The sequence below is a fragment of the Rhodoferax sp. GW822-FHT02A01 genome (assembly GCF_038784515.1).
GTDB lineage: Bacteria > Pseudomonadota > Gammaproteobacteria > Burkholderiales > Burkholderiaceae_C > Allorhodoferax.
This window is the reverse complement of record NZ_CP152376.1, coordinates 1,297,663-1,322,729: the sequence shown is the minus strand read 5'-3', so window position 1 is coordinate 1,322,729 and position 25,067 is coordinate 1,297,663. Positions and strand designations below refer to the sequence as shown.

The following is a 25,067-nucleotide window of genomic DNA, read 5'->3' as shown; positions in this document are numbered from 1 at the left end:
CGTGCGACACCATGGCGACATCCACCCGAATACCGCAAGCGATATGCCATGTGTTGTGTCTGTTGCTTCTGGGGTTGTTGCTTGTGGGGGAGACCGCGGTGCATGCACAAGGTATTGAATCCATCATGGCGCCGGGCAAGCTGATGCAGGACCACGCCAAATACGAGGACGACTGCAAGCAATGCCATGTGCGCCTGGACCGCAAGGCGCAGGACGGGCTGTGCATGGCCTGCCACAAGGAGGTCGGTGCCGATGTGCGCGCCAAGGCGGGCTTCCACGGGCGGCTGGAGCAGCCCACGCCCTGCAAGACCTGCCACACCGACCACAAGGGGCGTGAGCTCAAGACCACCGGTTTTGACCACAAGACCTTCGAGCACAACAAGAAGACCGACTTCACGCTGCGCGGCAAGCACGACAAAGTGGCGTGCGAGAAATGCCACGTGACCGGCAAGAAGTTCCGTGAGGCGGCGCAGGACTGCAATAGCTGCCACAAGAAGGACGACAAGCACAAAGGCCAGCTCGGGCCCAAGTGCGCCGACTGCCACACCGAGTCCGACTGGAAGGAGGCCCGCTTCGACCACGACACCACCCGGTTCCCGCTCACTGGCAAACATGTGGACACCAAGTGCACCGACTGCCACAAGGACAATGTCTACAAGGACACACCCACCACCTGCTACGCCTGCCACCGCAAGGTGGATGAGCAAAAAGGACACAAGGGCCAGTTCGGCGAGAAGTGCGACACCTGCCACGGCACCAAGGCCTGGAAGCCGGCCAACTTCAACCACGATACCGACACCAAATATGTGCTCAAGGGCAAGCACCACGACGCCAGCTGCAAGAGCTGCCACAGTGGCAACCTGTACAAGGACAAGCTAAGCCAGGACTGCTACGCCTGCCACAAGAAGGACGACAAGCACAAGGAAACCCAGGGCACCAACTGCGCGGCCTGCCATGTGGAGAAGGACTGGAAAGAGGTGGGCAAGTTCAACCACCAGAAGACCGACTTTCCGCTACTGGGTAAGCACGCCAAGGTGGAATGCAAGGAATGCCACAAGAGCCAGGTCTTCAAGGATGCAGCCAAGGATTGCTACAGCTGCCACAAAAAGGACGACAAGCACAAGGACACCCTGGGCCACGATTGCGCCAGCTGCCACGGCGAGCAGGGCTGGAAAAATACGTCCGGGCGCTTCCGCCACGAGCGCACACGCTTTGCGCTGCGCAATGCGCATGCCGCACCCGGTGTGGAGTGCAGCGCATGCCACAAGGATTTGGTGAGTTTTCGTAACACGCCTGTTGCATGTATCAGTTGCCACAAGAAGGACGATGAGCACCAGACCCAGCTCGGCGAGAAGTGCGACAGCTGCCACAGCGACAAGAGCTGGAGAGGCACAACCTTCAACCATGGCAAGTCGCGCTTCCCGCTCACAGGGCGGCACATCCTGACCGAATGCAGCAAGTGCCACGCAACACTCCGTTACAAAGACGCGCCAAGAGATTGCTTCTCCTGCCATAAAAACGAGGACAAGCACAAGCAAGTACTCGGTGTGCGCTGTGAGTCCTGTCACAACACCCGGGCCTGGAGCACCTGGTCTTTCGACCACGACAACCAGACCCAGTACCGCCTGGAGTTCGCGCATGCCAAAGCAGCGTGCGAGAGCTGCCACAAGCGGCCGGCCCCCGCGGGCAAGGACATAGCGCCACTGGGCACCGCCTGTGTTTCGTGCCATCGGAGTCAGGATGTGCACAACGGAGGTTTCGGCCCCCGCTGTGAACAGTGTCACCTGGTGGAGAGCTGGAAGAAGGTGAAGAGCCGCGTTGGACAGGGGGCTCTTCCATGAAGACAAAATCAATGCGCGTTGTTTGGGGAAACTGGTGGAGGTTGTTGGCTCTGGTGCTGTTGCAACTGGGCCTGCTCCACATCGCCCATGCGCAGCAGACCGGCGCTGACTTCGACCACAGCAGCACCGGCTTCGTGCTCAATGCCCAGCACCAGAATGTGCGCTGCGAGACCTGCCATACCAAGGGCATCTTCAAGGGCACACCCAAGACCTGTGAGGCCTGCCACGGCTGGAACAATCCGCGTGCCACCACGGTCATGCCGACCAACCACATTCCCACGCGCAACGCGCCGTGTGAGTCGTGCCACGCGCCCAATATGTCGCAGTTCCAGGACGCGCTGCGTGTCTTCAGCCACGTCTCGGTGGCACCGCAGACCTGTCTGAACTGCCACGACTCGCGTAACCCCCATCCGGGCGTGGTGACCAACCCGTCCGACGCCATGCACATGGCGGTGCTGGGCAACAACACGCCCTGCGGCAAGTGCCATACCACGCTCCAGTTCACCGGCCCCAAGATGCCGGCCAACCATATCCCGACCGCAGCCGTGCCCTGCGTGGCCTGCCACACCAATTCCGACTTCTCGGTGATGCCCAGCATCTCCGCCATCCACGCCAACGCGCAGTCCACTACCGGCAATTGCGCGCAATGCCACAGCAATGCCAACGCCGCGGCCTACGCCATGCCCACTATGTCGCCGCCACTGGTCGGGGCGCCGGGTAACCACATCGGCATGAACGGACAAGGCTGCGAAACCTGTCACGTGGGCGCCGGCAGCAGCCTGACCCTGCCGGTGGTGGAAGGAGCGAAGTTCAGCAATGCCAAGTTCACCCATACCGGCATCACCAACGGCTGCGCCAGCTGCCACGGCCCGGGCATCACGGGTAGTAGCTTTGCTGGCATCAGCAGCATCGTGGTCATGCCCGACTCCAGTAGCCCGGGTGTGCGCTCGCACATTCCCAGCTCCACCAACTGCGAGGTCTGCCACACCGCCAACATGCCTTCGGGGCTCATCAACCCCAATGCCACCAGCACCGTGCCCGGTACCGCTTTCCAGCTGCCCAAGCCCACGGTGACCATGGTGCACGCAGGCGTGACCAGCAACTGCGTGGCCTGCCACGACACCAATGCGCAGTGGCTTGGCATGCAGCTCTACCCCATGATGGGCTACACCGGCTTCCAGACCCGGCCCCAGCTCGCCGCGGGTACCTTCAACGTGGCCGATGCCCAGCACCCGCAGACGGGTGACTGCTCCGACTGCCACGTGGGCATCTCGTTCAATCCCAGCGCCATCCAGCGGCCCGCCAACCACATCCCGATTGCCACCGGTGCCGCCTGCGGCGCCTGCCACAACACGGCCAACTTCGCGCAGATGCCCAGCATCGCAGCCATCCACGCCAATGCGCCCGCAGCTTCCATGGTCAGCGGCGCCACCAACTGCGCCCAGTGCCACAGCAGCGCCAATGCGGCTGTCTACGCCATGCCCACCATGGTGCCGGCCATCGTCGCGCCACCGGCCGGCCACATCGCCATGGGTTCGCTGGACTGCGGCGCCTGCCACGTGGGCAGCAACTCCAGCCTGACGCTGCCGGTGCAGAACGGCGCCAACTTCGGCAACGCAGCCTTCAGCCACAGCGGCATCAGCAGCGGCTGCGCCAACTGCCATGGCGACGGCGTGACCACCGGCACCTTCTACGGTGTGGTGCCCAAGACCAAGGCAACGCTCAACCCGCCCCACGTGCCTACCGCACTGGCCTGCGAAACCTGCCACGTGAACAGCGTGCCCGCCACCCTGGTGCCGCTCACCGGCGCCACTTCCGGCACCACGTTTGCCGGCGGGCGCTTCAGCCACAGCGGCATCAGCAGCGGCTGCGAAACCTGCCATGGCGCCAGCGTGGGCAGCGGTACTTTCTATGGCATCACCGGCATCGTCACCATGCCGCCCACATCGCCTGCGGGCGACCTGTCGCACATTCCTACCACTACCACGTGCGAGAACTGCCATGCCGGCAGTGTGCCGTCCACACTGCTGTCCGTTACCGCCGGTCACACCTTGCCGGGCAGCGGCTTCCAGAACGCGCCGCCTACCGCCACCATGATCCACAACGGCACCTCGGCCAGCTGCAACAGCTGCCACGAAGCCGGTATGTCCTGGCTCGGCATGACCGCCTATCCGCGTGTGCCGGCCAGCTTCAACGCCGGTAACCCCAACCAGCTCTACAACGGCTTCAACACGCGGCCCACCAGTGCGGGAGCCGGCTTCTCCCTGGCGGATGGCTCCCACCCGGCCACCGGCGACTGCGCGCAGTGCCACGGCAATACCGTGGCCTTCGGCGGCCCGGCCATGCCTGCCAACCACATACCGTATGCGGCGTCTGCCACCTGCGGCGCATGCCACGGCGACTTCAGCGCGCTGCCCACGGTGTCGGCCATCCACGCCAACATCCAGTCCACCAGCACGGGTTGCGACCAATGCCACAGCCCCGCCAACGCGGCGCTGTACGGTGCCAACATGCGCAATGGAACCGGCATCGTCACGCTACCGGCCAAGCACATCTCCACCGGCACCCTGGGTTGCGAGGGCTGCCACGTGGGCGCCAACTCCAGCATCGCCACTACGCCGGTGCCCGATGGCGCCCGGTTCTCGGGCTCGCTGTTCAACCACGCTGGAACTACCGTCAGCTGCGCCACCTGCCATGGTTCAACCGTAACGGCCTCCAGCTTTGCAGGGGTCTTCCCCATGACCATGGGCAGCCTGTCGCCCGCGCACGTGCCCACCACGGCAGCCTGTGACAGTTGCCACGTGGCGGGCGCCCCCAGCGGCCTGGTGCCGTCAGCGGGCATGACCACCTTTGCCAACGCGCAGTTCAGCCATACCGGCATCAGCACCGGCTGCGCTTCCTGCCATGGCCCTACGCTGTCGGGCAGCAGCTTCTTTGGTGTGAACCCGCTCATCGTGATGCCGCCGACCTCGCCTTCGGGCAGCACGTCGCACCTGCCTACATCCACCACCTGCGAGGATTGCCACGCCGGTGCCAAGCCCAGCACGCTGGTGCCGGCGTCTTCAAGCGCCACCATCGGCAGCAGCCTGTTCCGCAATGCACCGCCCTCGGCCACCACCCTCCACAACGGCGTGACCTCCGGCTGCAGCAGCTGCCATGAGGCCGGCATGACTTGGGCCGGCATGGACCTGAGCGCCTACGCGCGCAACTACTCCACGCTGCAGGCCAGCACCACGACGTTGTACCGTGGCTTCCAGACGCGGCCAGTCTCCGGTGGCGGGGGCAATTCCATCGCCGACGCCGCCCACCCCAATACCAGCTCGGGCGACTGCTCGCTGTGCCATGGCAACACCACGGCGTTTGGCCAGCCCTCGCAGCCGCCCAACCACATTCCCTATCTCTCCACTGCCGCCTGTGGCGACTGCCACACCAGCTTCGGCGTGGCGCCCACGGTCACCGCCATCCACGCCAAGCTGCAGTCCACCAGCAGCAACTGCGAGCAGTGCCACAGCACGGCCAATGCCGCGCTGTATGCGCCCACCACTACGCAGAACCCGATCAAGACGCCCACCGTCAACCACATTCCCATGGGCAACCTGGGCTGTGCGCAGTGCCACGTGGGTGCCGGCTCCAGCATCACCAGCACGCCGGTCACCACCGGTGCCAGCTTTGCTGGTTCGGCCTTCAGCCACAGCGGCATCAGCACCGGCTGCTCCACCTGCCACGGCGTGAACGTGGTGGCCGGCACGTTTGATGGCGTCACGCCCAAGACCGTGGCCAGCCTGACGCCCAGCCATATCCCGGTGTCCAACAACATCGGCTGCGAAACCTGCCACGTCAACAGCATTCCGTCAGGGTTGGTGCCTTCCACCGGCTACAGCGGCAGCCCCTCGTTCAGTGGTGGGCAGTTCATCCACACCTACATCACCACCGGCTGTGCCACTTGCCACGGCCCCACGGTGACGGGCGGCACCTTCTACGGTGTGAGCAACATTGTGGTGATGCCGCCGACCAGTGGCGCCACGGCCCACATCCCCAGCTCCACCACCTGTGAGAACTGCCACGCGGGCAGCATCCCCTCTACGCTGATGGCGGTGACCACGCCACGCACCGTGCCCGGCAGCGGCTTTGCCACCGCGCCGCCTGACACCACGGCCATCCACAACGGCATCGCTTCCGGTTGCACCAGCTGCCACGAGGCCGGCATGTCCTGGGTGGGCATGAGCGCCTACCCGCGCAGCCCCGCCACCTTCAACGCCAGCAACCCGTCGCAGCTCTACACCGGTTTCCACACCCGGCCGCAGGCCGCCGCCGCGGGCTATTCGATGGCTGATGCGGGCCACCCGACCACGGGTGACTGCGTCCAGTGCCATGGCGACACATCGGCCTTCGGTGCACCTTCCAGGCCGGCCAACCACATTCCCTATGCGGCCAGTGCCAGCTGCAGTTCCTGCCACGTGAGCTGGGGCACGCACCCCACCATCACCGCCATCCACGCCAACATCCAGTCCACCAGCAGCAACTGCGCCCAGTGCCACAGCGCGGCCAATGCCGCCACCTACAGCAGCGCCAGCCGCACCATCGTCGGCCCCGGCACCAACCACGTGCCTATGCGCAACCTGGGCTGCGAGAGCTGCCACGTGGGCAGCGGCTCCAGCATGGCCACCACGCCGGTGACGGGCTCGCCCACGTTCGGCTCCTCGGCCTTCAGCCACACGGGCATGTCGGCCAACTGCGCCGAGTGCCATGGCCAGAGCATCAGCGGCACCAGCTTCCAGGGCATCAGCACCATCGTGGTCATGCCACCCTCGGCCAGCGCCGCTTCCACCTCGCACCTGCCCACGTCCACCACCTGCGAGAACTGCCACCTGGGCAGCATGCCGTCCAGCCTGGTGCCGGGCAATGCGTCGCATGCGGCGCCCAACAGCGGCTTCCTGGCGCCCGCGCCCACCTCCACCATGATCCATAGCGGCGTCACCAGCGGCTGCGCCAGCTGCCACGAGAAAGACATGCAGTGGATGAGCATGTCGCCGTATCCCATCACCAACAGCGCGCCGTTCCGCGGCTTCCAGACACGGCCCTACGCCAGCCCCACTACCTTCAGCGTGGCCGACAGCGTGCACCCCACCAGCGGCGACTGCGCCAATTGCCACAGCGGTTTTGTGGAATGGGCCACCAACGTCAAGCCAGCCAACCACATTCCCACGGCCAACGTGGCCTGCAGCAACTGCCACACCAGCACCAACTACAGTGCCATGCCCACCATCACGGCCATCCACGCGAATGCGCCGTCCACCAGCACCAACTGCGCCCAGTGCCACAGCGCCGCCAATGCCGCGCTCTACAACACCGCGGCCATGACCATCAAGGCACCGGCCAACAACCACATCCCCATGGCCAACCTGGGCTGCGAAAGCTGCCACGTGGGCAGCAACTCCAGCATCGCCAGCACGCCGGTGACCGGCAGCCCCACCTTCGCCAACTCGGCCTTCAGCCACAGCGGCGTGACATCGTCCTGCGCTACCTGCCACGACAGCAGCATCAACTCCGGCAGCTTCCAGGGCGCATTGGTGCCGGTCACGCCGACCACGCCGCTGCTCTCGCCCGCGCACGTGCCCAACCCGGCAGGGCTGGACTGCGGCGTCTGCCACCTGAACATTCCTACTGGCCTGTCCAAGGCGGGCAGCACCAGCACCACCTTTGCTGCGGGCAAGTTCAGCCACAGCGGCATCAGCAACGGCTGCGATGCCTGCCACGGCAGCAGCATCAGCGGCAGCAGTTTCAAGGGCATCAGTGCCATCGTGGTGCTGCCCGCCACCACCTCCGGCAGCACCGGGCACATTCCCTCTCCGGTGAACAGCAGCTGCGAGGTCTGCCACCTGGGCGCTACGCCGTCCACGCTGGTGTCGGCCTCGGCCAGCGTGACCACGCCGGGCCTCACCAAGTTCAAGAGCCCCACGGTCACCGGCGCCATGATCCACACCGGCGTGACCACCGGCTGCAACGCCTGCCATGAGAACGGCAAGACCTGGGTCAACATCAGCCTGTATCCGCAAAACCTGAGCACCTATGTCAGTGGCGGAACCTACACCGGCTTCCAGACGCGGCCGGTCAGTGGCGGCACTTCGCCTTCGGTGAATGATGCCAACCACCCCGCCACAGGCGACTGTTCCAATTGCCACGGCAGCACGGTGAACTTCTCCGCCGTAGCCAAGCCGGCCAACCACATTCCCACCAGTGCCAGCGCGCAGTGCCAGAACTGCCACACCAACCTGTCCTTGGTGGGCGGCGCCTATGTCACCAGCACCATCGACTTCAGCCCGTTGCCCACGGTGACCAATATCCATACCTACGCGCCGTCTACCACCGCCAACTGCGCGCAGTGCCATAGCTCGACCAATGCCGCGGCCTATGCCATCCCGTCGGTGGGCTTCTCCATCAAGTCGCCAGCCAGTGTGTCCAACCACATTCCGTTTGGCTCCACCGGTTGCGAGGTCTGCCACGTGCCCACCACCACGCCGGTGCAGACCGGTGCCAGCTTTGCCGGTGGCAAGTTCAGCCATGCGGGCTTCTCTACCGGTTGCGCCGCATGCCACGGCCCTGGCATCAGCAACACCACCTTCAGTGGCGTCACTGCACTGGTGGCCATCCCCGCCTCGAGCAATACGCCGGGCTCAGGCACGCACATTCCCTACACCGCCAGCTGCGAAACCTGCCACTCGGCCACCGTGCCCAGCGGCCTGGTGTCCGTGACCAGCACCGGTACCCGGTTTGCGTCGCCGTTGGCCTCCGGCACGGTGATCCATGCCAACAGCACCGGCTTTGCCTGCAAGACCTGCCACGAGCGCGCTTATGTGTGGCTGGGCATGGCCAATTACCCGCGTACACCGGCCAGCCTGAATCTGGCCGTGCCCACCCAGGCCTACAACGGCTTCCAGACACGCCCCGGCGCCACCGCCACCACCTACGGCTACACCGATGCGGGCCACACCGGCAGTACGCTGGACACGGGCGACTGCTCGCTCTGCCACGCCGGTACCAGCGCCTTCACTGCCGAGGGCAAGCCAGCCGGCCACATGCCCACCACGGTCACCTCCTGCGCCACCTGCCACACCACACCGGGCGACTACTCCTCCAGCGGCGGCTTGGCATCGAACGCCATCCTGCACACCGGCATCACCATCCCCTCCGCCGTGGTGAAGTACACCACCGCCACGCTGGGCAACGCATCGTGCAAGACCTGCCACACCGTGGGTACCGGCGGCACCAGCGGCACTGCGCCTTTTGCCGGCTGCACCACGCAGGCCTCGTGCACCTCGCCGCCGCCCATCAACTACCAGCCCAAGACGGTGGCCGCCGTGGCCTCGCACGTGCCCACCGGCGTGCTCAGTTGCGACGCCTGCCACGTGGGCACCACGGCGTTCAGCGGCGTCGACATGAAGAGCGGCACCGCCGCCTCCACCATGCATGCCAACGCCGCGCTGGCCAGCATCCAGTGCCAGAGCTGCCACGAGTACGGCCTGTCGTGGACCAACGTCACCAACCTGCTCACCCGCATACCGAGCAAGCACACCACGGCCAGCCGCAAGGCGCCCAACGACTGCAGCAACTGCCATAGTTTCAACGGCGGCTTCCGCGCCTTGCAGCGCCCCATGATGCGCGAAGCGCTGGTCAGCCCGGACATGGGCCGCATCCGCCCCAACCTGCAGGCCGGCAAGCCCAGCCGCGGCACCCTGGGCAATAGCTTCGATCACCAAGGCGTGCGACCCGGCCAGTGCAAGACCTGCCACGACGGCAAGTCCGCCTCGGGCATGCCACCGCGCCATTTGATGGTGCCCAACTCCTGCGACACCTGCCACCGCACTACCACCTGGACGCCGGCGCAGTTCAACCACAACGGCGTGTCGCCCAACACCTGCATGGCCTGCCACAACGGCATGAGTGCCTCGGCCAAGCCCGCAGGCCACTTCATGACGGCGCGCTCCTGCGACAGCTGCCATAAGACCACGGGTTGGAAGCCGGTGACCTACCAGCATCTCTCGCCGCAGTACCAGCCATCCGGTGACCCGATGAATTGCGTGGGCTGCCACATCACCAACGGTGAAATCATTCCGCGCCAGATGCGTGGCCTGACCCGCACCAAACCGATACCGACAGGGCCCTGAGTGAAGACGTCAGCACGCATGGGGCTTGGGTTGGGCATGGCTTTGTTGCTGTGGAGCCTGGCTGCGCAGGCGCAGACCATTGAGAGCGTGGAGTGGCTGGCCGACGGCGCATCCACCGTGGCGCGCATCACCTTTGCGGCCAACGTGCGCTTTCTGCGCCAGGCGCCCTCGAACACCGTGCCCACCGATCTGGCGCAGCTGGGCTTTCAGATCGTCGCGGCAGAAGAAGCGGTGCTGACCCAGTCGGTGGAAGAAGGCAAGCGGCTATCCGGCGACGGTGAGCGGCCCACCATAGACCTCAGCTACGTGCCGGTGCAGCGCGCGCAGACCAAACTGATCAGCCTGCATCTGAGCCGCAAGGTGCTGCTGCAGGCGCGCCAGGGGCCGGGCGCCCGCACCATCGATCTGGTGCTGGGCAACGCCGCAGCAGACACGCAGGCCCCCACCTTGCCGGCCATGGCCGAGGACGCGCGGGATCGGCACTACGCGGTGGTGCTGCAGTCGGCCGTGGTGGACGGCGCGGCCACGCCCCGCATACCAGCCGAGTTCCAGAACTACGAAGTGTTCACGCAAAGCCGTGGCAGCAACGCGGGCTATGACCTGGTGTTGGGCTACTTCCGCAGCGAACAGGATGCGCAGCAAGTGCGCCAGCGCGCCTTGCGGGCGTTCCCGCAGGCCAGCGTGCAAAGTCTGGACACGCCGCCGCCGACCGCTGCATTGCCAGCGCCCCCCAGCACAACCGCGGCGGCGCAACCGACGCGGCCCGCGTCGCAACCCCAGGTGGAAGTGAACGTGAGCGACGTGGATGGTCAGGGCGCAGCGTTGCTGGAGCAGTCGCGCACCGCCTTTGCCGCGCAGCGCTACCAGGATGCCATCGACAGCCTGAACCAGGCCCTGATGCTGCCGCCCAACCCGTCTACGCCCGAGGCGCAGGAACTCATAGGCCGCACCTGGGAAGCCATGGGCCGCAGCGACAAGGCGCGCACCGAATACCAGCTCTACCTGCGCCTGTATCCGCAGGGCGAAGCGGTGGCCCGTGTGACGCAGCGGCTGCAGGCGCTAGGTGCGGTGGCACCGGCCACGGCTGCTGCACCTGCAGCAGCCGCAACCGCCGAGAAAAAGCGCATGAGCGCCACCGGCAGCATTTCGCAGTACTACTACGGCGGCCAGACCAAGACCGACTCGCTGGTCAACATCGCCTCCGGCATCGACCAGAACACGCTGACCCGCACCAACCAGTCGGTGCTGGTCTCCAGCTGGGACGCCACCGGCCGCTACGAGGGCGACGACTCGGTCACCAAGCTGGTGATGCGCGGCTCCCACTCCGACAACCTGTCCACGGCCAGCAGCCTGAGTTCCACCACACAGGGGCTGGTGAGTGCCGCCTATGTGGACTACCGCAACCTCAGCAACCGGCTAGACCTGCGGGTGGGGCGCCAATCGGCCATTGGCGGCTCGCTGTTCGGCCTGTTTGATGGCGTGTCCATGGCCATGCCGGTGTGGGAAGACTACAAACTCGATGCCATGGTGGGCGTACCGGCCAACACACTGGTGTCGGCGCCGCAGCAGAACCTGGCCGGCGTGATGCTGGAGGCCGACAACCTGTTCGAGCACTGGGGCGGCAACATCTCGCTGGTGGAGCAGACCACCGAGGGCATCTCGGACCGCCGCGCCATTGGCATGGAGGTGCGCTACTTCGGTGACACGCTGTCCATGTACACCCAGCTCGACTACGACATCAACTTCAATGTGCTTAACGCTTTCACGCTGCAGGGCTCGTTCCAGGGACCGTACGACACCACGGTGACCATGCTGGTGGATGACCGCAAGGCGCCCTCGCTGCAGCTCAGCGACGCGCTCATCGCATCGGGCAAGTCGTCGCTGTCCACGCTGCTGCAGACCATGAGCCTGGACCAGGCGCAGGCCTTGGCGCTGGGCACTGCGGCCGAGGCGCGCCAGGCCATGCTGAGCTTTTCGCGAGCCCTCTCCAGCCAGTGGCAGGGCTCCATGGACCTGCGCTATGCCGATGTGGGCGCGCTGCCTGCAGTGGGCAACTTCCAGGCCCAGCCCGCCACCGGCGCGCAGTACAACGTGTCGTTCCAGCTCACCGGCTCCAACCTGTATTCCAGCCGTGACATCAATGGCTTCAACGTCAGTTTCATCAGCAGCGACACCATGAACGGCACCCAGCTGGCGTACAACAACCTGACCGGTTTCATGGGCAACAAGCTCAGCCTGGAGCCCTCCATCCGTTACTACACGCAGACCGACAACACCGACACCAAGGTGGTTCGCATCTCGCCCGGGCTGCGGGTGTCCTACAAGCTCTCCAACCGGGCCAACCTGATGGCCGAGGGCATTTACGAGACTTCGCAGACCGACGGTCCCGGCAACCACGAGAGCAGCGAGTCGTACTTCTTCTACCTGGGCTACCGCTATGACTTCCAGTAGCCGTACGCGCCGCGGGCGCCATGCGTGGCTTGTCACGCTGCTGTGTGCGCATGCCGCAACAGCCTGGGCTGCGCTGGGGGAAACCCAGGCATCGGTGGAGCGTGAAGGCACGCAACTGGGTGCGCGCCGTTCCGTGGCGGCCATGATGCGCTACACCGTGCAGGAGCTGCAGCTACCCGACGGCTCGCGGGTGGTGCAGTACCTGGCGGGCAATGGGCGGGTGTTTGCGCTGCGCTGGAACACCCGCTCCAAGCCCGACCTCTCCGTCCTGCTGGGCAGCGCATTTCCCGGCTACGCCAGCGCGGCCCAAGCGGCGGCGCAGCATGGCGGCATCCAGCGCCAGTTCCGCCATGACGACAGCGATGTGGTGGTGCAATCGTCCGGGCACTTGCAGGCATATGTGGGCTATGCCTACCGCCGCTCGTTGTTGCCGCCGGGTGTGAGTGTCGCCAGCCTGGGCTGGGAGTAGTCGCATGCGGGCTTGGTGCACATGGATGGGAGTGTTGTGCTGCGTGGCCGTGCTCGCGGCCTGCGGTGGCGGCGGTGGTGGTGACTCCACCACCACCACGATCAGCGGCAGCGGCCTGAACAGCCTGGGCTTGAGCCCGGCTGTGGCAACCGCGTTTGTGCAGACGGTGAACAACTTGCCGGTCAAGGTGGAGGACGGGCCGCGTGCCTTCCAGTTCACACCCAATGCCAACATCCTGTATGCCACCGTCACCGTGTGCGCGCCCGGCGATGCCAGCCGCTGTGTGTCGATAGACCATGTGCAGGTGGATACCGGCTCGGTGGGTTTGCGCGTGCTGGCCAGCAAAGTCAAGGCGCTGAATCTGCCACCGGTCACGCTCGCACAAGGCCCGACCCAGAACGCCTGGGAGTGTTTTCCGTTCGTCATCGGCGGACTGTGGGGCGCCAATGCCGTGGCCGATGTGGTGCTGGGCCAGCAGACCGCCACAGCCGTGGCGGTGCAGCTGATCGAGGACGATCCCAATGCCGCCGTCCGCTACACCAGCGACTGCTACAACGCCGCCGACAGGAACATCCTGGACTCGGCGGCCACGCTGGGCTCCAACGGCATTCTGGGCATCGGCAGCACCACGCTGGACTGTGGACTGAACTGCGTGGCGGGCAACTACAGCGGGACTTTTGTGCAGTACTACAGCTGCCCGCAGGGCGCCACCAGTTCCGCGGCCTGTACGCCCGCTGCGGTGCCGGCCAACCTGCAGGTCTACAACCCGGTGGCTGCGCTGCCTGCGCCTTACAACAACGGCGTGGTGCTGAAGATGCCCGCCGTGGGCGACCCGGGCGCGGCCAGCGCCAGCGGCGAGTTGATCCTGGGCCTCAACAGTGCGGCCAACAACACCGTGCCATCCAATGCCACCAAGGTCTATCTGGGTGTGGACTACGTCAACCACCCCAACGCTTACCTGAACGTCAGCACGCAGTACAACGGCACCACCTTTGCCGGCAGTTACCTGGATACCGGCACCAATGGTCTGTTCTTTACCGATGCCACATTGCCGCGCTGCCAGGGCTCCACCTGGTATTGCCCCAAGAACACGCTGAACGTGAGTGCGCTGGTGTCAGATGGTGACAACCCCACGCAGAACCGGGTGCCGGTGGCGTTCCAGATCGGCAATGCCGAAGGTCTGTTTGCCACCAGCAATACCGCTTTTGGCGACGCGGCGGGTGCCACACCCACGGCGGGCAGCTCCTTTGCCTGGGGCATGCCGTTCTTCTATGGGCGCCAGGTGTATCTGGCAATCTGGCAACAGGCCGGCGCGTTGACGGCGCCCTGGTATGCCTGGGCGCCGCTGTAAGCAGTTCCGGGGTGCTCGGGGGCTAAGATAGGTCCAAATAAAGGATCCGCAGCCCGATGGAAACTGCAGTGAACGTCAACCCCGATAGGCATGCTGCGCGCAAGGAGCGCAGGTTCCTGTATGGCGCAGCGTTGACGGTCTGCCTGTTGCTCTGCGTGGGCTCCCTCTACGCGGTCCTTGAGTTGCGCGCAAGCGCCACGGCGCGCCTGCGCAGTACCACGCAAAACCTGGCGGCATCGGTCAACCAGACGGTGGACGGCCTGATTGATCAGATTGACGTGGCACTGCTGGCGTCGGCTGATGAAATCAAACGTCAGAGCGCAACCCTGCATCCCGAGCGCGCGGCCATTACCCGCTACCTGGAAACACAGGCCGGACGGGTACGGCACGTGGCCTATCTGCGGGCAACCGACGCGCAGGGTCGGGTGGTGTATGGGCCGGACCTTCCAGCAACCGCGGTGAGCGTGGGCGACCGCGAGTTCTTCGTCTATTTGCGTGATGACCCGGGGGCCGGTCTGTTCATGGCCAAGCCCGTTGTCAGCAGGACTTCCGGCCTGGCGGTGGTCACCTTTGCACGTCGTTTCAACCATGATGACGGGAGCTTTGCCGGCATCGTGTACGCCTCTGTGACATTGGACGAGCTCAAGTCTTTGCTGTCCCAAGTACCCATGGAGGACGGTGGTTCGCTGACGCTACGGCACCGGGATATGAGCCTGATGGTTCGCAAGGTGTTCGGTGGTGAAAACCAAATGCCTATGGGGAGCATGCGAATCAGCAGGAGCTTTGAGCAGGCTTTCAAGCGTGACCCGATGCAGGGAACCTATTTCAGCGACGACTTGGGGCCGGATGCGATTCCTCGGCTCTCGTCGTACCGGCGCAGTGTGAAGTACAGCTACGTGGTGAATGTGGGCATGCCGGTGGATGCGGCACTTCAGGGGTGGCAGCGCCAGGCGGCAGAGGTGCTCAGCCTGGCCGCATTGCTGGTTCTTTCGATACTGGTGCTGGCGCGCCAGATCAGCCAGTCGCGCATGCGCTTGCAGGATTTGGTGGATTCACTCCAGAACAGCCAGAGGGCGCTGGAGAGCAAAAATGCCGAGCTTGCACAGACCGAACTGCGCCAGCGCACGCTACTGGAGAATCTGCAGACCGGGCTGGTCGTGCACGCGCCGGACACCCATGTGCTGTTCTGCAATGCCATTGCCTCCAAACTGCTGGGCCTGAGCCGGGAGCAGATGGAAGGCAAGGTGGCAGTCGATCCAGCCTGGTGCTTTGTGGACACCACCGGTCGCAGGCTGGCACCGGACGAATACCCAATCAGCCGGGTGATTCGTGAACAGAAGGCACTCAAGGACATCGCGCTGGGCGTGCGCGTGCCGGGTCGTGAGGACGTGGTGTGGCTGGAGGTCAGCGCATTTCCAGAGTTCGAGACCGATGGCCCGCTCAAGCAGGTGGTGGTGAACTTTCATGACGTCACACAGCGCCGCCATGCGGAAGAAGCCCGCGAGAGGGCGGCGCGTGCCCTGCGCCTGGTGAGCGATACCAACATCACGCTGGCGCGCTCCGAAGGTGAGCACCAGCTGCTGGAAGACATCTGCCGCCTAGTCTGCGAAAAGGGTGGCTACCGCATGGCCTGGGTGGGTTACGCGCAGCAGGATGACAAGCGGTCGGTGGTACCAGAAGCGCAGTGGGGCATTGATGACGGCTATCTGGCAACGATACAGATTTCCTGGAGCGGCGACTCCGAATATGGCAGGGGCCCGGTGGGCACAGCGCTGCGGTCCGGTGTCGTGCAGGTCAATCGCAATTACTTGCAGAACCCCAACACGGCCCCATGGCGCGAGGCGGCGCTCATCCATGGCTACCGCTCCAGCATTGCCCTGCCGTTTGCCAAGAAGAGCGGCATGCGGGGAGTGGTTTCCATCTATGCCGCCGAGGAAGACGCCTTTGCTGCGGATGAGGTGGTTCTGCTGGAGGAGCTGGCGGGCAATCTCGCCTATGGGCTGGATGCGATTGAAGACCGGCAGCGCCGCATCGACGCCGAGTTCGCGTCGCGGGCCAAGGCGGATTTCCTGGCCAATATGAGCCATGAGATCCGCACGCCCCTGAACGCCATCACCGGCATGGCGCAACTCATCCGCAAGGACGGTCTCACGCACGAGCAATCGAACCGGCTGGACAAGCTGGAGGGTGCCAGCCGGCATCTGCTGCGCATCATCGACGCGATCCTGGACCTGTCCAAGATAGATGCGGGCAAGCTCACCCTCGAAGCCGTGCCCCTGCGCGTGGAACAGGTGGTGGCGAATGTGATGTCCATGGTGGCGGACCGCGCCCGCGCCAAGAACCTGGAGCTGGTCAGCGAGGTGCCCGCCATGCCGCTCAACCTGATTGGTGACGTCACGCGGCTGCAGCAGGCATTGCTGAATTACGCCTCCAACGCGGTCAAGTTCACCGAGTCCGGCAAGATCATCGTGCGGGCCATGCTGCTGGAGGAAACGCCGACCAGTGTCACTCTGCGCCTGGAGGTGGAGGACACCGGCATCGGCATTGAACCCCATGCCCTGCAGCGTTTGTTCGAGGCCTTTGAGCAGGCGGACAACTCCATCACGCGTAAGTACGGCGGAACCGGTCTGGGCCTGGCCATCACGGCGCAGTTGGCGCGCCTCATGGGCGGCGAGGCCGGCGCCACCAGCGCGCCGGGTGCGGGCAGTACCTTCTGGTTCACGGTGCGGCTGGAGAAGAACCCGGACGCGGATTTCGCAGACAGCGATGCAGACGACGACGAATTGCGTATGCTGTTGCAAGCCCGCCATGCCGGCAAGCGCGTGCTGCTGGCGGAAGACGAGCCGGTCAACTGCGAGATCACCAGCTACATGCTGGAGGAGGCCGGCTTTGTGGTGGACGTCGCGGAGGATGGCGTGGCAGCGGTGGAGCGGGCGGGTCAGCTCCTCTACGACCTCATCATCATGGACATGCAGATGCCGCGCATGAGCGGGCTGGAGGCCACCCGCGCCATCCGTCAGTTGCCGAACTATGGAGATGTGCCCATCGTGGCGATGACAGCCAATGCGTTTGTGGAGGATCGGGTGCGCTGCATGGAGGCCGGCATGGATGGCTTCGTGACCAAGCCGCTGCCTGCCCGCGTTCTGTATGCGGCCTTGCTGCAGGCGCTGAAGTAGCCTCTTTGCAAGTTGAGGTAAGGTATGGCCCGCTTATCAAGTCGTTACCAAACAAGAGGTTGAAATGCAAAAGCGTGCACTGGGAAGTTTTCAGGTCGGGCGCATCGGTCTGGGGTGTATGAACCTGGACCATGCCTACGGACCGGCGGTCAGCGAAGAAGAGGGTGAACGGGCCCTGCTCGGTGCCCTGGACGCGGGCTACACCTTGATGGATACCGCCACGCTGTATGGCGCCGGCATGAACGAGGAGCGGGTGGGCCGCGTGCTGCGCAACCGCCGCAACGACTACGTGCTGTCCAGCAAATGCGGCATGGAGATCACCAAGGTCGACGGCAAGCCCGTGCGCGTGATCGACGGCAGTCCCGAAACCCTGATGCGCCAGATCGAGGCCAGCCTGCGCCGCCTGGGTGTGGATGTCATCGATCTGTATTACCTGCACCGTTGGGACCGCAAGGTGCCCATCGAAGACAGCGTGGGTGCGTTGGCACGCATGGTGGAAAAGGGCTACGTGCGCAGCATCGGCTTGAGCGAGGTATCTGCTGTCACCTTGCGCCGCGCCCATGCGGTGCACCCTATCACTGCTTTGCAGACCGAGTATTCGCTATGGAGCCGCAATGCGGAAATCGCCGCACTGGACGCCTGCCGCGAGCTGGGCGTGGCCTTTGTGGCATTCAGTCCGGTGGCGCGCGGCTATCTGTGCGACCGGTTGCACGATGTCACTGCGCTGTACGCCAAGGACATACGTCGCAGCATGCCCCGCTTCGAGCCTGCGACCTACGCCAAAAATCTGGAGCTGCTTACGCCCTACCGGCAACTGGCGGAGCAGGTGGGTTGCACGCCGTCGCAACTGGCGCTGGCCTGGCTGCTGCACAAGGCGCCGCACATCATTCCGATTCCGGGCAGCCAGAAGCTCGATCACATTCTGGAAAACGCCGCAGCTGACAACGTGGTGCTCAGCGCCGACGTGATGCAGCAGCTCGAAGGCCTGATCAACAACAGCACGGTGCACGGGCCGCGCTACGACCCGCAAGCCACCGGCGAAGTGGATACCGAGCAATTCGCCTGAAGGCGCGCATGCACAGCTTCAGCTGTGCATGTCGTCGTTGCGGGCAATGTCGAGCAGGTATTCGACCTCGGCGGAGTGCTCGATGCAGTTGCGCTCGTGCCAGCGCTTGATCACCCACATGAAGCCGGCCACCACCACGCCGAACACCGTGATGGCGCCGAACGCCGACAGTCCCAGTCCGGTGGACAGACTGTAGAAGCCGCCCAGCCCCAGGATGCAGGCCTGCTCGTTGAAGTTCTGCACGGCAATGGAGCGACCCGAGCCCATCAGGTTGTGGCCGCGGTGCTGCAGCAGGGCATTCATGGGCACGACCAGAAAGCCGCCCAGCCCGCCCAGCAGCACCAGAAAAGGCGCTGCCACCCAGACGTTGTCGATGAAGTTCAGCAGGATGACCAGCAGCCCCATGCCTATGCCCAGCGGCATGACGTTGGTGGCGTGCTCCAGCCGCATGCGCAGCGAAGCTGCTACCGCACCCACGGCCGTACCGATGGCCACCACGCCGACCAGGGCGGAGGCCTGCGTCACGCTATAGCCCAGCGCAGCCGCAGCCCAGGCCAGCACGATGTAGCGCAGGTTGCCGCTCACACCCCAGAACAGGGTGGTGGTGGACAGCGAGATCTGTCCCAGGCGGTCGCGCCACAGCCGCACATTGCAGTGCCAGAAATCGGGCAGCAGTCCCAGGAAGTTGCGCGGCATGGGACGCAACGGAAAGTCGGTGAGCGGAATGCGTGTGTTGAACCAGGCCGCCAGCAAGTAGACAAAAATGAGCACGCAGATGGCGGCTTCCGGTGGTGTATTGATGCCGGTGTCTATCAGAGGAAGGTCAAACGCCAGCAGATGCGCGGAAATCTTGGGGCCTACCAACTGGCCGCCCAGCAGCACGCCCAGAATGATGGAGGAGATGGTTAGGCCCTCGATCCAGCCATTGGCCTTGACGAGTTGGGACGCTGGCAACAGTTCGGTGAGGATGCCGTATTTGGCGGGCGAGTAGGCCGCAGCCCCCAGACCCACAACGGCATAGGCCATCAGCGGGTGCGTGCCGAACAGCATCATCAGGCAGCCCACTACCTTGATGGAATTGCTCAGCAGCATCACGCGCCCCTTGGGCAAGGCATCGGCAAACGCGCCCACAAAAGGCGCCAACACCACGTAAAACAAAGCAAACATGGGCACCAGCGCCGCCTGTTGCCAGGTGGGAGCACCTCCGCCACGTAACAGTTGCACCGCTGCCACAAACAGTGCGTTGTCGGCCAGCGAGCTGAAGAACTGCGCCGACATGATGGTGAAAAAGCCGCGTTTCATTGATCCGGGAATGCCGCGCTGGAGTGACCAACGCTGTGGGTATTGTGATGGGGCTTCAAACGATGTGCGGTTATAGCACGGCATGCAGTGTCAAAATCGGGGAAAGCAGCCTTCTCTACCATCCACCATGCCCCGTCCGATCCTAGCCACCATCCACACCCAAGCCCTGGCCCACAACCTCAACGTCGCCCGCAGCCACGCGCCAGATGCCCGGGTCTGGGCGGTCGTGAAAGCGAATGCCTATGGCCACGGCATCGAGCGTGCCTTCAACGGCCTGCGCGGTGCTGACGGCTTTGCCTTGCTGGATCTGGCCGAAGCCCAGCGCGTGCGCGATCTGGGCTGGCGCGGTCCGGTGCTGCTGCTCGAAGGCGTGTTCGAGCAGCGTGACCTGGAACTGTGTTCACGCCTGGACCTCTGGCATGCGGTGCACTGCAATGAGCAGATCGACATGCTGGCCGCCCACAAGACCAACGTGCCGCAACGGGTGTTCCTCAAGATGAACAGCGGCATGAACCGCTTGGGCTTTCGGCCCGAGCGGTACCGCAGTGCCTGGACGCGCCTCAACGCCCTGCCGCAGGTGGACGAGATTTCCCACATGACCCATTTCAGCGACGCCGATGGCGCTGCCGGCATAGCACGGCAGATGCAGGTGTTCGATGCCACCACCCGCGATCTGCCCGGCGAGCGCACGGTGAGCAACAGTGCCGCGGTGTTGCGCCACGCGGGTGTGCCCGGTGCCAGCGACTGGGTGCGCCCCGGCATCGTGGTGTACGGCAGTGCACCGGACTTTCCCGAGCACAGCGCCGCCCACTGGGGTTTGCAACCCACCATGACGCTGGAGGCCAAGATCATTGGTGTGCAGCATCTGCAGCCGGGCGACACGGTGGGTTATGGCTCCAGCTTTGTGGCAACGGCACCCATGCGCATTGGCGTGGTGGCCTGCGGCTATGCCGACGGCTATCCGCGCATCTGCCCCACCGGCACACCGGCGCTGGTGGATGGCGCGCGCAGCCAGACGTTGGGACGCGTCAGCATGGACATGCTCAGCGTGGATCTGACGGACCTGCCAAATGCCGGCATGGGCAGCACAGTCACCCTCTGGGGGCGCGCCGCCAATGGCGCAGTGCTTCCCATCGATGAAGTGGCGGCCAAGGCGGGCACCCTGGCTTACGAGTTGATGTGTGCACTGGCCGCACGTGTCCCAGTGGTGGTGGATGCATGAAATACGTTCCTATCCCTGTAGCCATGCTGGAGGTGGGCAAGCCACTGCCGGTGGACCTGGTCAGCGACAGCGGGCAACTGCTGCTGCGCAAGGGGCAGCCCATACTGTCCGACCAGCACAGGGAGAAGTTGCAGAGCTTCAATGCGAGCGCGCGTGAGAGCGATGCCATTGCGTGGCAGCGTGCCTATGAACGGCTGTTGCATGAAATGCTCAACAGTGGTGTCGATGCGCGCGAGCTCACCAAATTGACGCTGCCCAGTGAAATCCGAGAAACCGACTACATCGTCGGCAAGCAGCTCAGCGGTGGTTGGCTGGACTTGCAGGAAGTGCTGCGCGGCATCCTGTACCAAGGCGGTCTGGCAATACAGCCCTTGCCGCGCCTCAAGGGCATAGAGCACAAAGCGCTGGAGCTGGTGCAGCAGGATGTGGACGGCAGCCTGTTTCAACTGTTCCAGGCGCTGACCGACAACAGCCTGGGTTATTGCGCCACACACGCCTTGTTGTGCGCCGTGGTGTGCGAACTCACCGCCATCAAGCTGGGCTACACGCCTTTGCAGCGCCAGCCGCTGGTGTCTGCCGCGCTCACCATGAACATCGGCATGGCCCGTGAGCAAGACAGCATGTCGCGCCAGACCACGCCCATCAACGCATGGCAGCGCGCCCTGGTGGCTGAACACCCGGTGCTGGGCGAGAAGCTATTGCGCGACCTGGGCGTGGACGATCCCCTGCATCTGGACCTGGTGCGCTGGCACCACGCGCCGCTGTCCCGGGAGGCGTTGCCGTCCGCTCTGCACAGCCGGCGTCTGCTCAATCTGGCCGACATGTTTGTGGCGCGCACGGCTGCACGCAAGACGCGCTCGGCACTGTCGCCGGTGGAGGCGGTCAAGACCATGGTGTTTGGCGCCAATGGCGACGACCTCGGTCTGGGCTCTGCCATGGCGCAGGCGGTGGGCTTCTACCCGCCGGGCACCTACGTCAAGCTGGCCAATGGCGAAATCGCGGTAGCGGTGCAGCGCGGCGAGCGCGCCAACACGCCGTGGGTCATCAGCATCGTGGGCAGCGATGCCATGCCGCTGGCCAAATACGAATGCAAGAGCACGGCCGAGCCGCGCACCGCCATCACCATGCCGGTCAACTTTGAAAAGATCAAGGTGGCGGTCAACCCCGACAAAGTGCACAAGGCGCGCGAGCGCATTCCCAAGCCTTAGCACGCAAACCATTCCTCTTTCCCCCGTGTTCGCGGGATTGTGAAGGTCAACCCATCTCTGAAAAATGGAGACGGGAGAAACGTTCAACAATTTTGGGAGAGGTTCATGCTCATTCAATCGGTTCGCGCTTTGCGCTTCATGTGTCTTGCGGCCGCCGCCGCGTTGCTTGCTGCCTGCGGCGGGGGCAGCAGCAGTCCGACCCTCAGTGGCGTGGCTGCGGTGGGTGTGCCCATCGTCAGCGGCTCGGTGAAAGTGAGCTGTGCCGGCGGCTCCGCGCTGAACACCACCACCAGCAGCAGCGGCAGCTGGAGCGTAACCACTTCCGGGCAGACCTTGCCCTGCGCAGTGCAGGTGTCCGGCGGCACGGCCGGTGGTGCCGCCAACACCACGCCCTATCACTCCATCGCTCTGTCCTTCGGCACCGTCAACATCACGCCCTTGACCGATCTGGTAGTTGCCCAGATGCTGGGTGCCGCGCCGCAGACCTGGTTTGCCAGCCCCGCTTTCAGCAGCGTGAATGCAACCAGTCTGAATGCGGCACTCACCACGGTCAGCAGTTCGCTGGGCATGACAAGCACCCTGGGCACTGTCAATCCTTTCACTACCGCATTCGTGCCGCAGAACGGCGTGCTGCTGGACGACGTGCTCGAAGCCATCAAGACGGCATTGACCAACCAGTCGCAAACCTATGCGGCCCTGCTGGCCGCGGCACAGGCCGGCAACTACGCCACATTCACCGGCTTTGGCACCGCGTTTACTGTCGCCTACGGTTCCGTATCCGGCCCGGGAAGTTCCGGGGTCACCAGCTGTGCCAACGGCGAAACCAAGATGACCTATTTCGGGACCAGCGGCAAGTACGCCGATGGCCAGTCCGTATGCTTTACCGGCAGCGCCACTGCGCTGAGTTTTTCGGGCAAGACCTTGACCAGTCCTACGCTCAATGGCGCGGTGACCAGTCCGTTCTCCGCCTATGTCTTTACCGACGCTTCGGACAATTACAAATACGAGATGATTCTTGACTCGGGTGCCCTGTATGAAATCAACGTCTCCAATGGTCCGACCTATGTGGGGCAGTTTGTGACCGGCAGCCTGACGGTGGAGACCACGGTGATGGGCGTCACCACGTCGATATCGATAGGGGGCATCCATGCACCTGCGGACCAGTCCACATTCTGCTCAGGAATACTGACCGACAACTCCATTACCTCGCTGACTTCAGCAGGCGGCTCGCTGACCATTGACAGTTGCAGCTTCTCGGGCAACGTGGGCAATATCGCTGCCACGCTGCATGTCACCACGCCCGTCACCCTCAATACCTCGTACACCATCAAGTACACCTACAACTGAAGGCAAGCAGTTCGCCCGCCCAGCGCATATGTGCCGGGCGGGCTTTTTTGTGGGCGATTGGCAATGGGTATCTGTGGATTCATACAGTATCATGCTGCATGGCCAAAGAGAAAAGCATCTACACCTGCAACGAGTGCGGCGGCACCAGTCCCAAGTGGCTGGGCAAGTGCCCGCATTGCAATGCCTGGAACACCCTGATCGAATCCGTCGCCGGCAGCGACGCACCGGCCAAGAACCGCTTTGCATCCCTGGCCAAGACCGCCGATGTGGCGGTGCTGGCAGACATCGAAGCCAGCGATGTGGAGCGCACACCCACCGGTCACGAAGAACTGGACCGCGTGCTGGGCGGTGGCATGGTCGAAGGCGGTGTGGTGCTCATTGGCGGCGACCCCGGTATCGGCAAGTCCACGCTACTGTTGCAGGCGCTGGATTCGCTGCAGCGCCAGGGCAAGAGTACCTTGTATGTCACGGGTGAAGAGAGCGGCGCACAGGTGGCGCTGCGCTCGCGGCGTCTGGGCTTGGACAAATCGCAGGTCAAGGTACTGGCCGAAATCCAGCTGGAAAAAATCCTCGCCACCCTGACCGCGCACAGCCCCGATGTGGCGGTGATCGACTCGATTCAAACTGTGTACTCGGAGCAGCTCACCAGCGCACCGGGTTCGGTAGCGCAGGTGCGCGAATGCGCGGCCCACCTCACGCGTGCGGCCAAGTCCAGCGGCACGGCCATCGTGCTGGTGGGCCACGTCACCAAGGACGGTGCCCTGGCTGGCCCGCGCGTGCTGGAGCACATGGTGGACACCGTGCTGTATTTCGAGGGCGACACGCACAGCCAGTTCCGTCTGGTGCGCGCCATCAAGAACCGCTTTGGCGCAGTCAATGAGATGGGCGTGTTTGCCATGACGGAAAAAGGCCTCAAGGGCGTGAGCAACCCCAGCGCCATTTTTCTGAGTCAGCATGCCGAGCCCGTGCCCGGCAGCTGCGTCATGGTCACGCTCGAAGGCACGCGCCCCTTGCTGGTGGAAATCCAGGCGCTGGTGGACAGCGGTGGCCCGTCGCCGCGGCGTCTCTCGGTAGGCCTGGACAAGGACCGATTGGCCATGCTGTTGGCCGTGTTGCACCGCCATGCGGGCGTGGCCTGCATGGATCAGGATGTGTTTGTGAATGCGGTGGGCGGTGTGCGCATCAGCGAGCCCGCTGCCGATCTGGCGGTCATGCTTTCCATCACGTCGTCGCTGCGCGGCAAGCCCTTGCCCAAGGGCTTCATCGCCTTTGGTGAGGTGGGTCTGGCCGGTGAGGTGCGCCCCGCGCCGCGCGGGCAGGAGCGCCTCAAGGAGGCCGCTAAGCTGGGCTTCAGCGTGGCCGTGGTGCCCAAGGCCAATGCACCCAAGAAACCCATCGAGGGGCTGACCATCCATGCGGTGGAGCGGGTCGAAGAGGCCATGCAGGTGGTGCGCTCACTGGCGTAACAT

12 protein-coding genes are annotated in these 25,067 nt (G+C 64.4%); 11 read left to right on the top strand and 1 reads right to left on the bottom strand.

Annotated elements, in window-relative coordinates; translation table 11 throughout:
- Positions 1-11: 11 nt before the first annotated feature.
- From AAGF34_RS06220 to AAGF34_RS06190, 7 genes are all read left to right on the top strand, one after another.
- Positions 12-1,841 carry a cytochrome C gene (locus AAGF34_RS06220; RefSeq protein ID WP_342619747.1) on the top strand — a complete coding sequence of 610 codons (1,830 nt, stop codon included), beginning with the start codon at positions 12-14 and terminating at the stop codon, positions 1,839-1,841.
- Positions 1,838-10,006 (top strand): cytochrome c3 family protein, encoded by an 8,169-nt coding sequence (locus tag AAGF34_RS06215; protein ID WP_342619746.1) that lies wholly within the window; start codon positions 1,838-1,840, stop codon positions 10,004-10,006. Before AAGF34_RS06220 ends, AAGF34_RS06215 begins: the two co-directional genes overlap by 4 nt.
- Positions 10,007-12,457, top strand: a complete 2,451-nt coding sequence (locus tag AAGF34_RS06210; protein WP_342619745.1) for a hypothetical protein — start codon at positions 10,007-10,009, stop codon at positions 12,455-12,457. It abuts the gene before it with no gap.
- The gene (locus AAGF34_RS06205; protein ID WP_342619744.1) at positions 12,444-12,926 is read left to right on the top strand and encodes a DUF2844 domain-containing protein; all 483 of its coding nucleotides are present in this window, start codon (positions 12,444-12,446) and stop codon (positions 12,924-12,926) included. Before AAGF34_RS06210 ends, AAGF34_RS06205 begins: the two co-directional genes overlap by 14 nt.
- A gap of 43 nt (positions 12,927-12,969) precedes the next feature.
- Complete coding sequence (locus AAGF34_RS06200; RefSeq protein ID WP_342619743.1) at positions 12,970-14,277, top strand: DUF3443 family protein; 1,308 nt, start codon at positions 12,970-12,972, stop codon at positions 14,275-14,277.
- A 56-nt stretch (positions 14,278-14,333) separates the two neighbouring features.
- Positions 14,334-17,453, top strand: coding sequence for a response regulator (locus tag AAGF34_RS06195; protein ID WP_342619742.1), 3,120 nt, complete (start codon positions 14,334-14,336; stop codon positions 17,451-17,453).
- Positions 17,454-17,517: 64 nt separating this feature from the next.
- Positions 17,518-18,519, top strand: coding sequence for an aldo/keto reductase (locus tag AAGF34_RS06190; RefSeq protein WP_342619741.1), 1,002 nt, complete (start codon positions 17,518-17,520; stop codon positions 18,517-18,519).
- Positions 18,520-18,537: 18 nt separating this feature from the next.
- Here the strand turns inward: AAGF34_RS06190 and lplT are convergent, their stop codons facing one another.
- Entirely contained in the window at positions 18,538-19,821 is a 1,284-nt protein-coding gene (lplT, locus tag AAGF34_RS06185; RefSeq protein WP_342619740.1) for a lysophospholipid transporter LplT, read from the bottom strand.
- A gap of 127 nt (positions 19,822-19,948) precedes the next feature.
- On the opposite strand from lplT, the gene alr reads away from it, so the two are divergent.
- The 4 genes from alr to radA all read left to right on the top strand — a co-directional run bounded on the left by alr (position 19,949) and on the right by radA (position 25,064).
- Entirely contained in the window at positions 19,949-21,043 is a 1,095-nt protein-coding gene (alr, locus tag AAGF34_RS06180) for an alanine racemase (RefSeq protein WP_342619739.1), read from the top strand.
- The gene (locus tag AAGF34_RS06175) at positions 21,040-22,251 is read left to right on the top strand and encodes a hypothetical protein (protein ID WP_342619738.1); all 1,212 of its coding nucleotides are present in this window, start codon (positions 21,040-21,042) and stop codon (positions 22,249-22,251) included. Before alr ends, AAGF34_RS06175 begins: the two co-directional genes overlap by 4 nt.
- Before the next feature lie 105 nt (positions 22,252-22,356).
- The gene (locus AAGF34_RS06170) at positions 22,357-23,598 is read left to right on the top strand and encodes a hypothetical protein (RefSeq protein ID WP_342619737.1); all 1,242 of its coding nucleotides are present in this window, start codon (positions 22,357-22,359) and stop codon (positions 23,596-23,598) included.
- Positions 23,599-23,696: 98 nt separating this feature from the next.
- A complete protein-coding gene (radA, locus tag AAGF34_RS06165; RefSeq protein WP_342619736.1) occupies positions 23,697-25,064 on the top strand; it encodes a DNA repair protein RadA in 1,368 nt (455 codons plus the stop codon).
- Positions 25,065-25,067 lie beyond the last annotated feature (3 nt).

Bases quoted from the DNA above. Each gene is read 5' to 3' on its own strand.
- AAGF34_RS06220 (WP_342619747.1), top strand. From the start codon at position 12: ATGGCGACATCCACCCGAATACCGCAAGCGATATGCCATGTGTTGTGT.
- AAGF34_RS06215 (WP_342619746.1), top strand. From the start codon at position 1,838: ATGAAGACAAAATCAATGCGCGTTGTTTGGGGAAACTGGTGGAGGTTG.
- AAGF34_RS06205 (WP_342619744.1), top strand. From the start codon at position 12,444: ATGACTTCCAGTAGCCGTACGCGCCGCGGGCGCCATGCGTGGCTTGTC.
- AAGF34_RS06195 (WP_342619742.1), top strand. From the start codon at position 14,334: ATGGAAACTGCAGTGAACGTCAACCCCGATAGGCATGCTGCGCGCAAG.
- AAGF34_RS06190 (WP_342619741.1), top strand. From the start codon at position 17,518: ATGCAAAAGCGTGCACTGGGAAGTTTTCAGGTCGGGCGCATCGGTCTG.
- lplT (WP_342619740.1), bottom strand. From the start codon at position 19,821: ATGAAACGCGGCTTTTTCACCATCATGTCGGCGCAGTTCTTCAGCTCG.
- alr (WP_342619739.1), top strand. From the start codon at position 19,949: ATGCCCCGTCCGATCCTAGCCACCATCCACACCCAAGCCCTGGCCCAC.
- AAGF34_RS06175 (WP_342619738.1), top strand. From the start codon at position 21,040: ATGAAATACGTTCCTATCCCTGTAGCCATGCTGGAGGTGGGCAAGCCA.
- AAGF34_RS06170 (WP_342619737.1), top strand. From the start codon at position 22,357: ATGCTCATTCAATCGGTTCGCGCTTTGCGCTTCATGTGTCTTGCGGCC.
- radA (WP_342619736.1), top strand. From the start codon at position 23,697: ATGGCCAAAGAGAAAAGCATCTACACCTGCAACGAGTGCGGCGGCACC.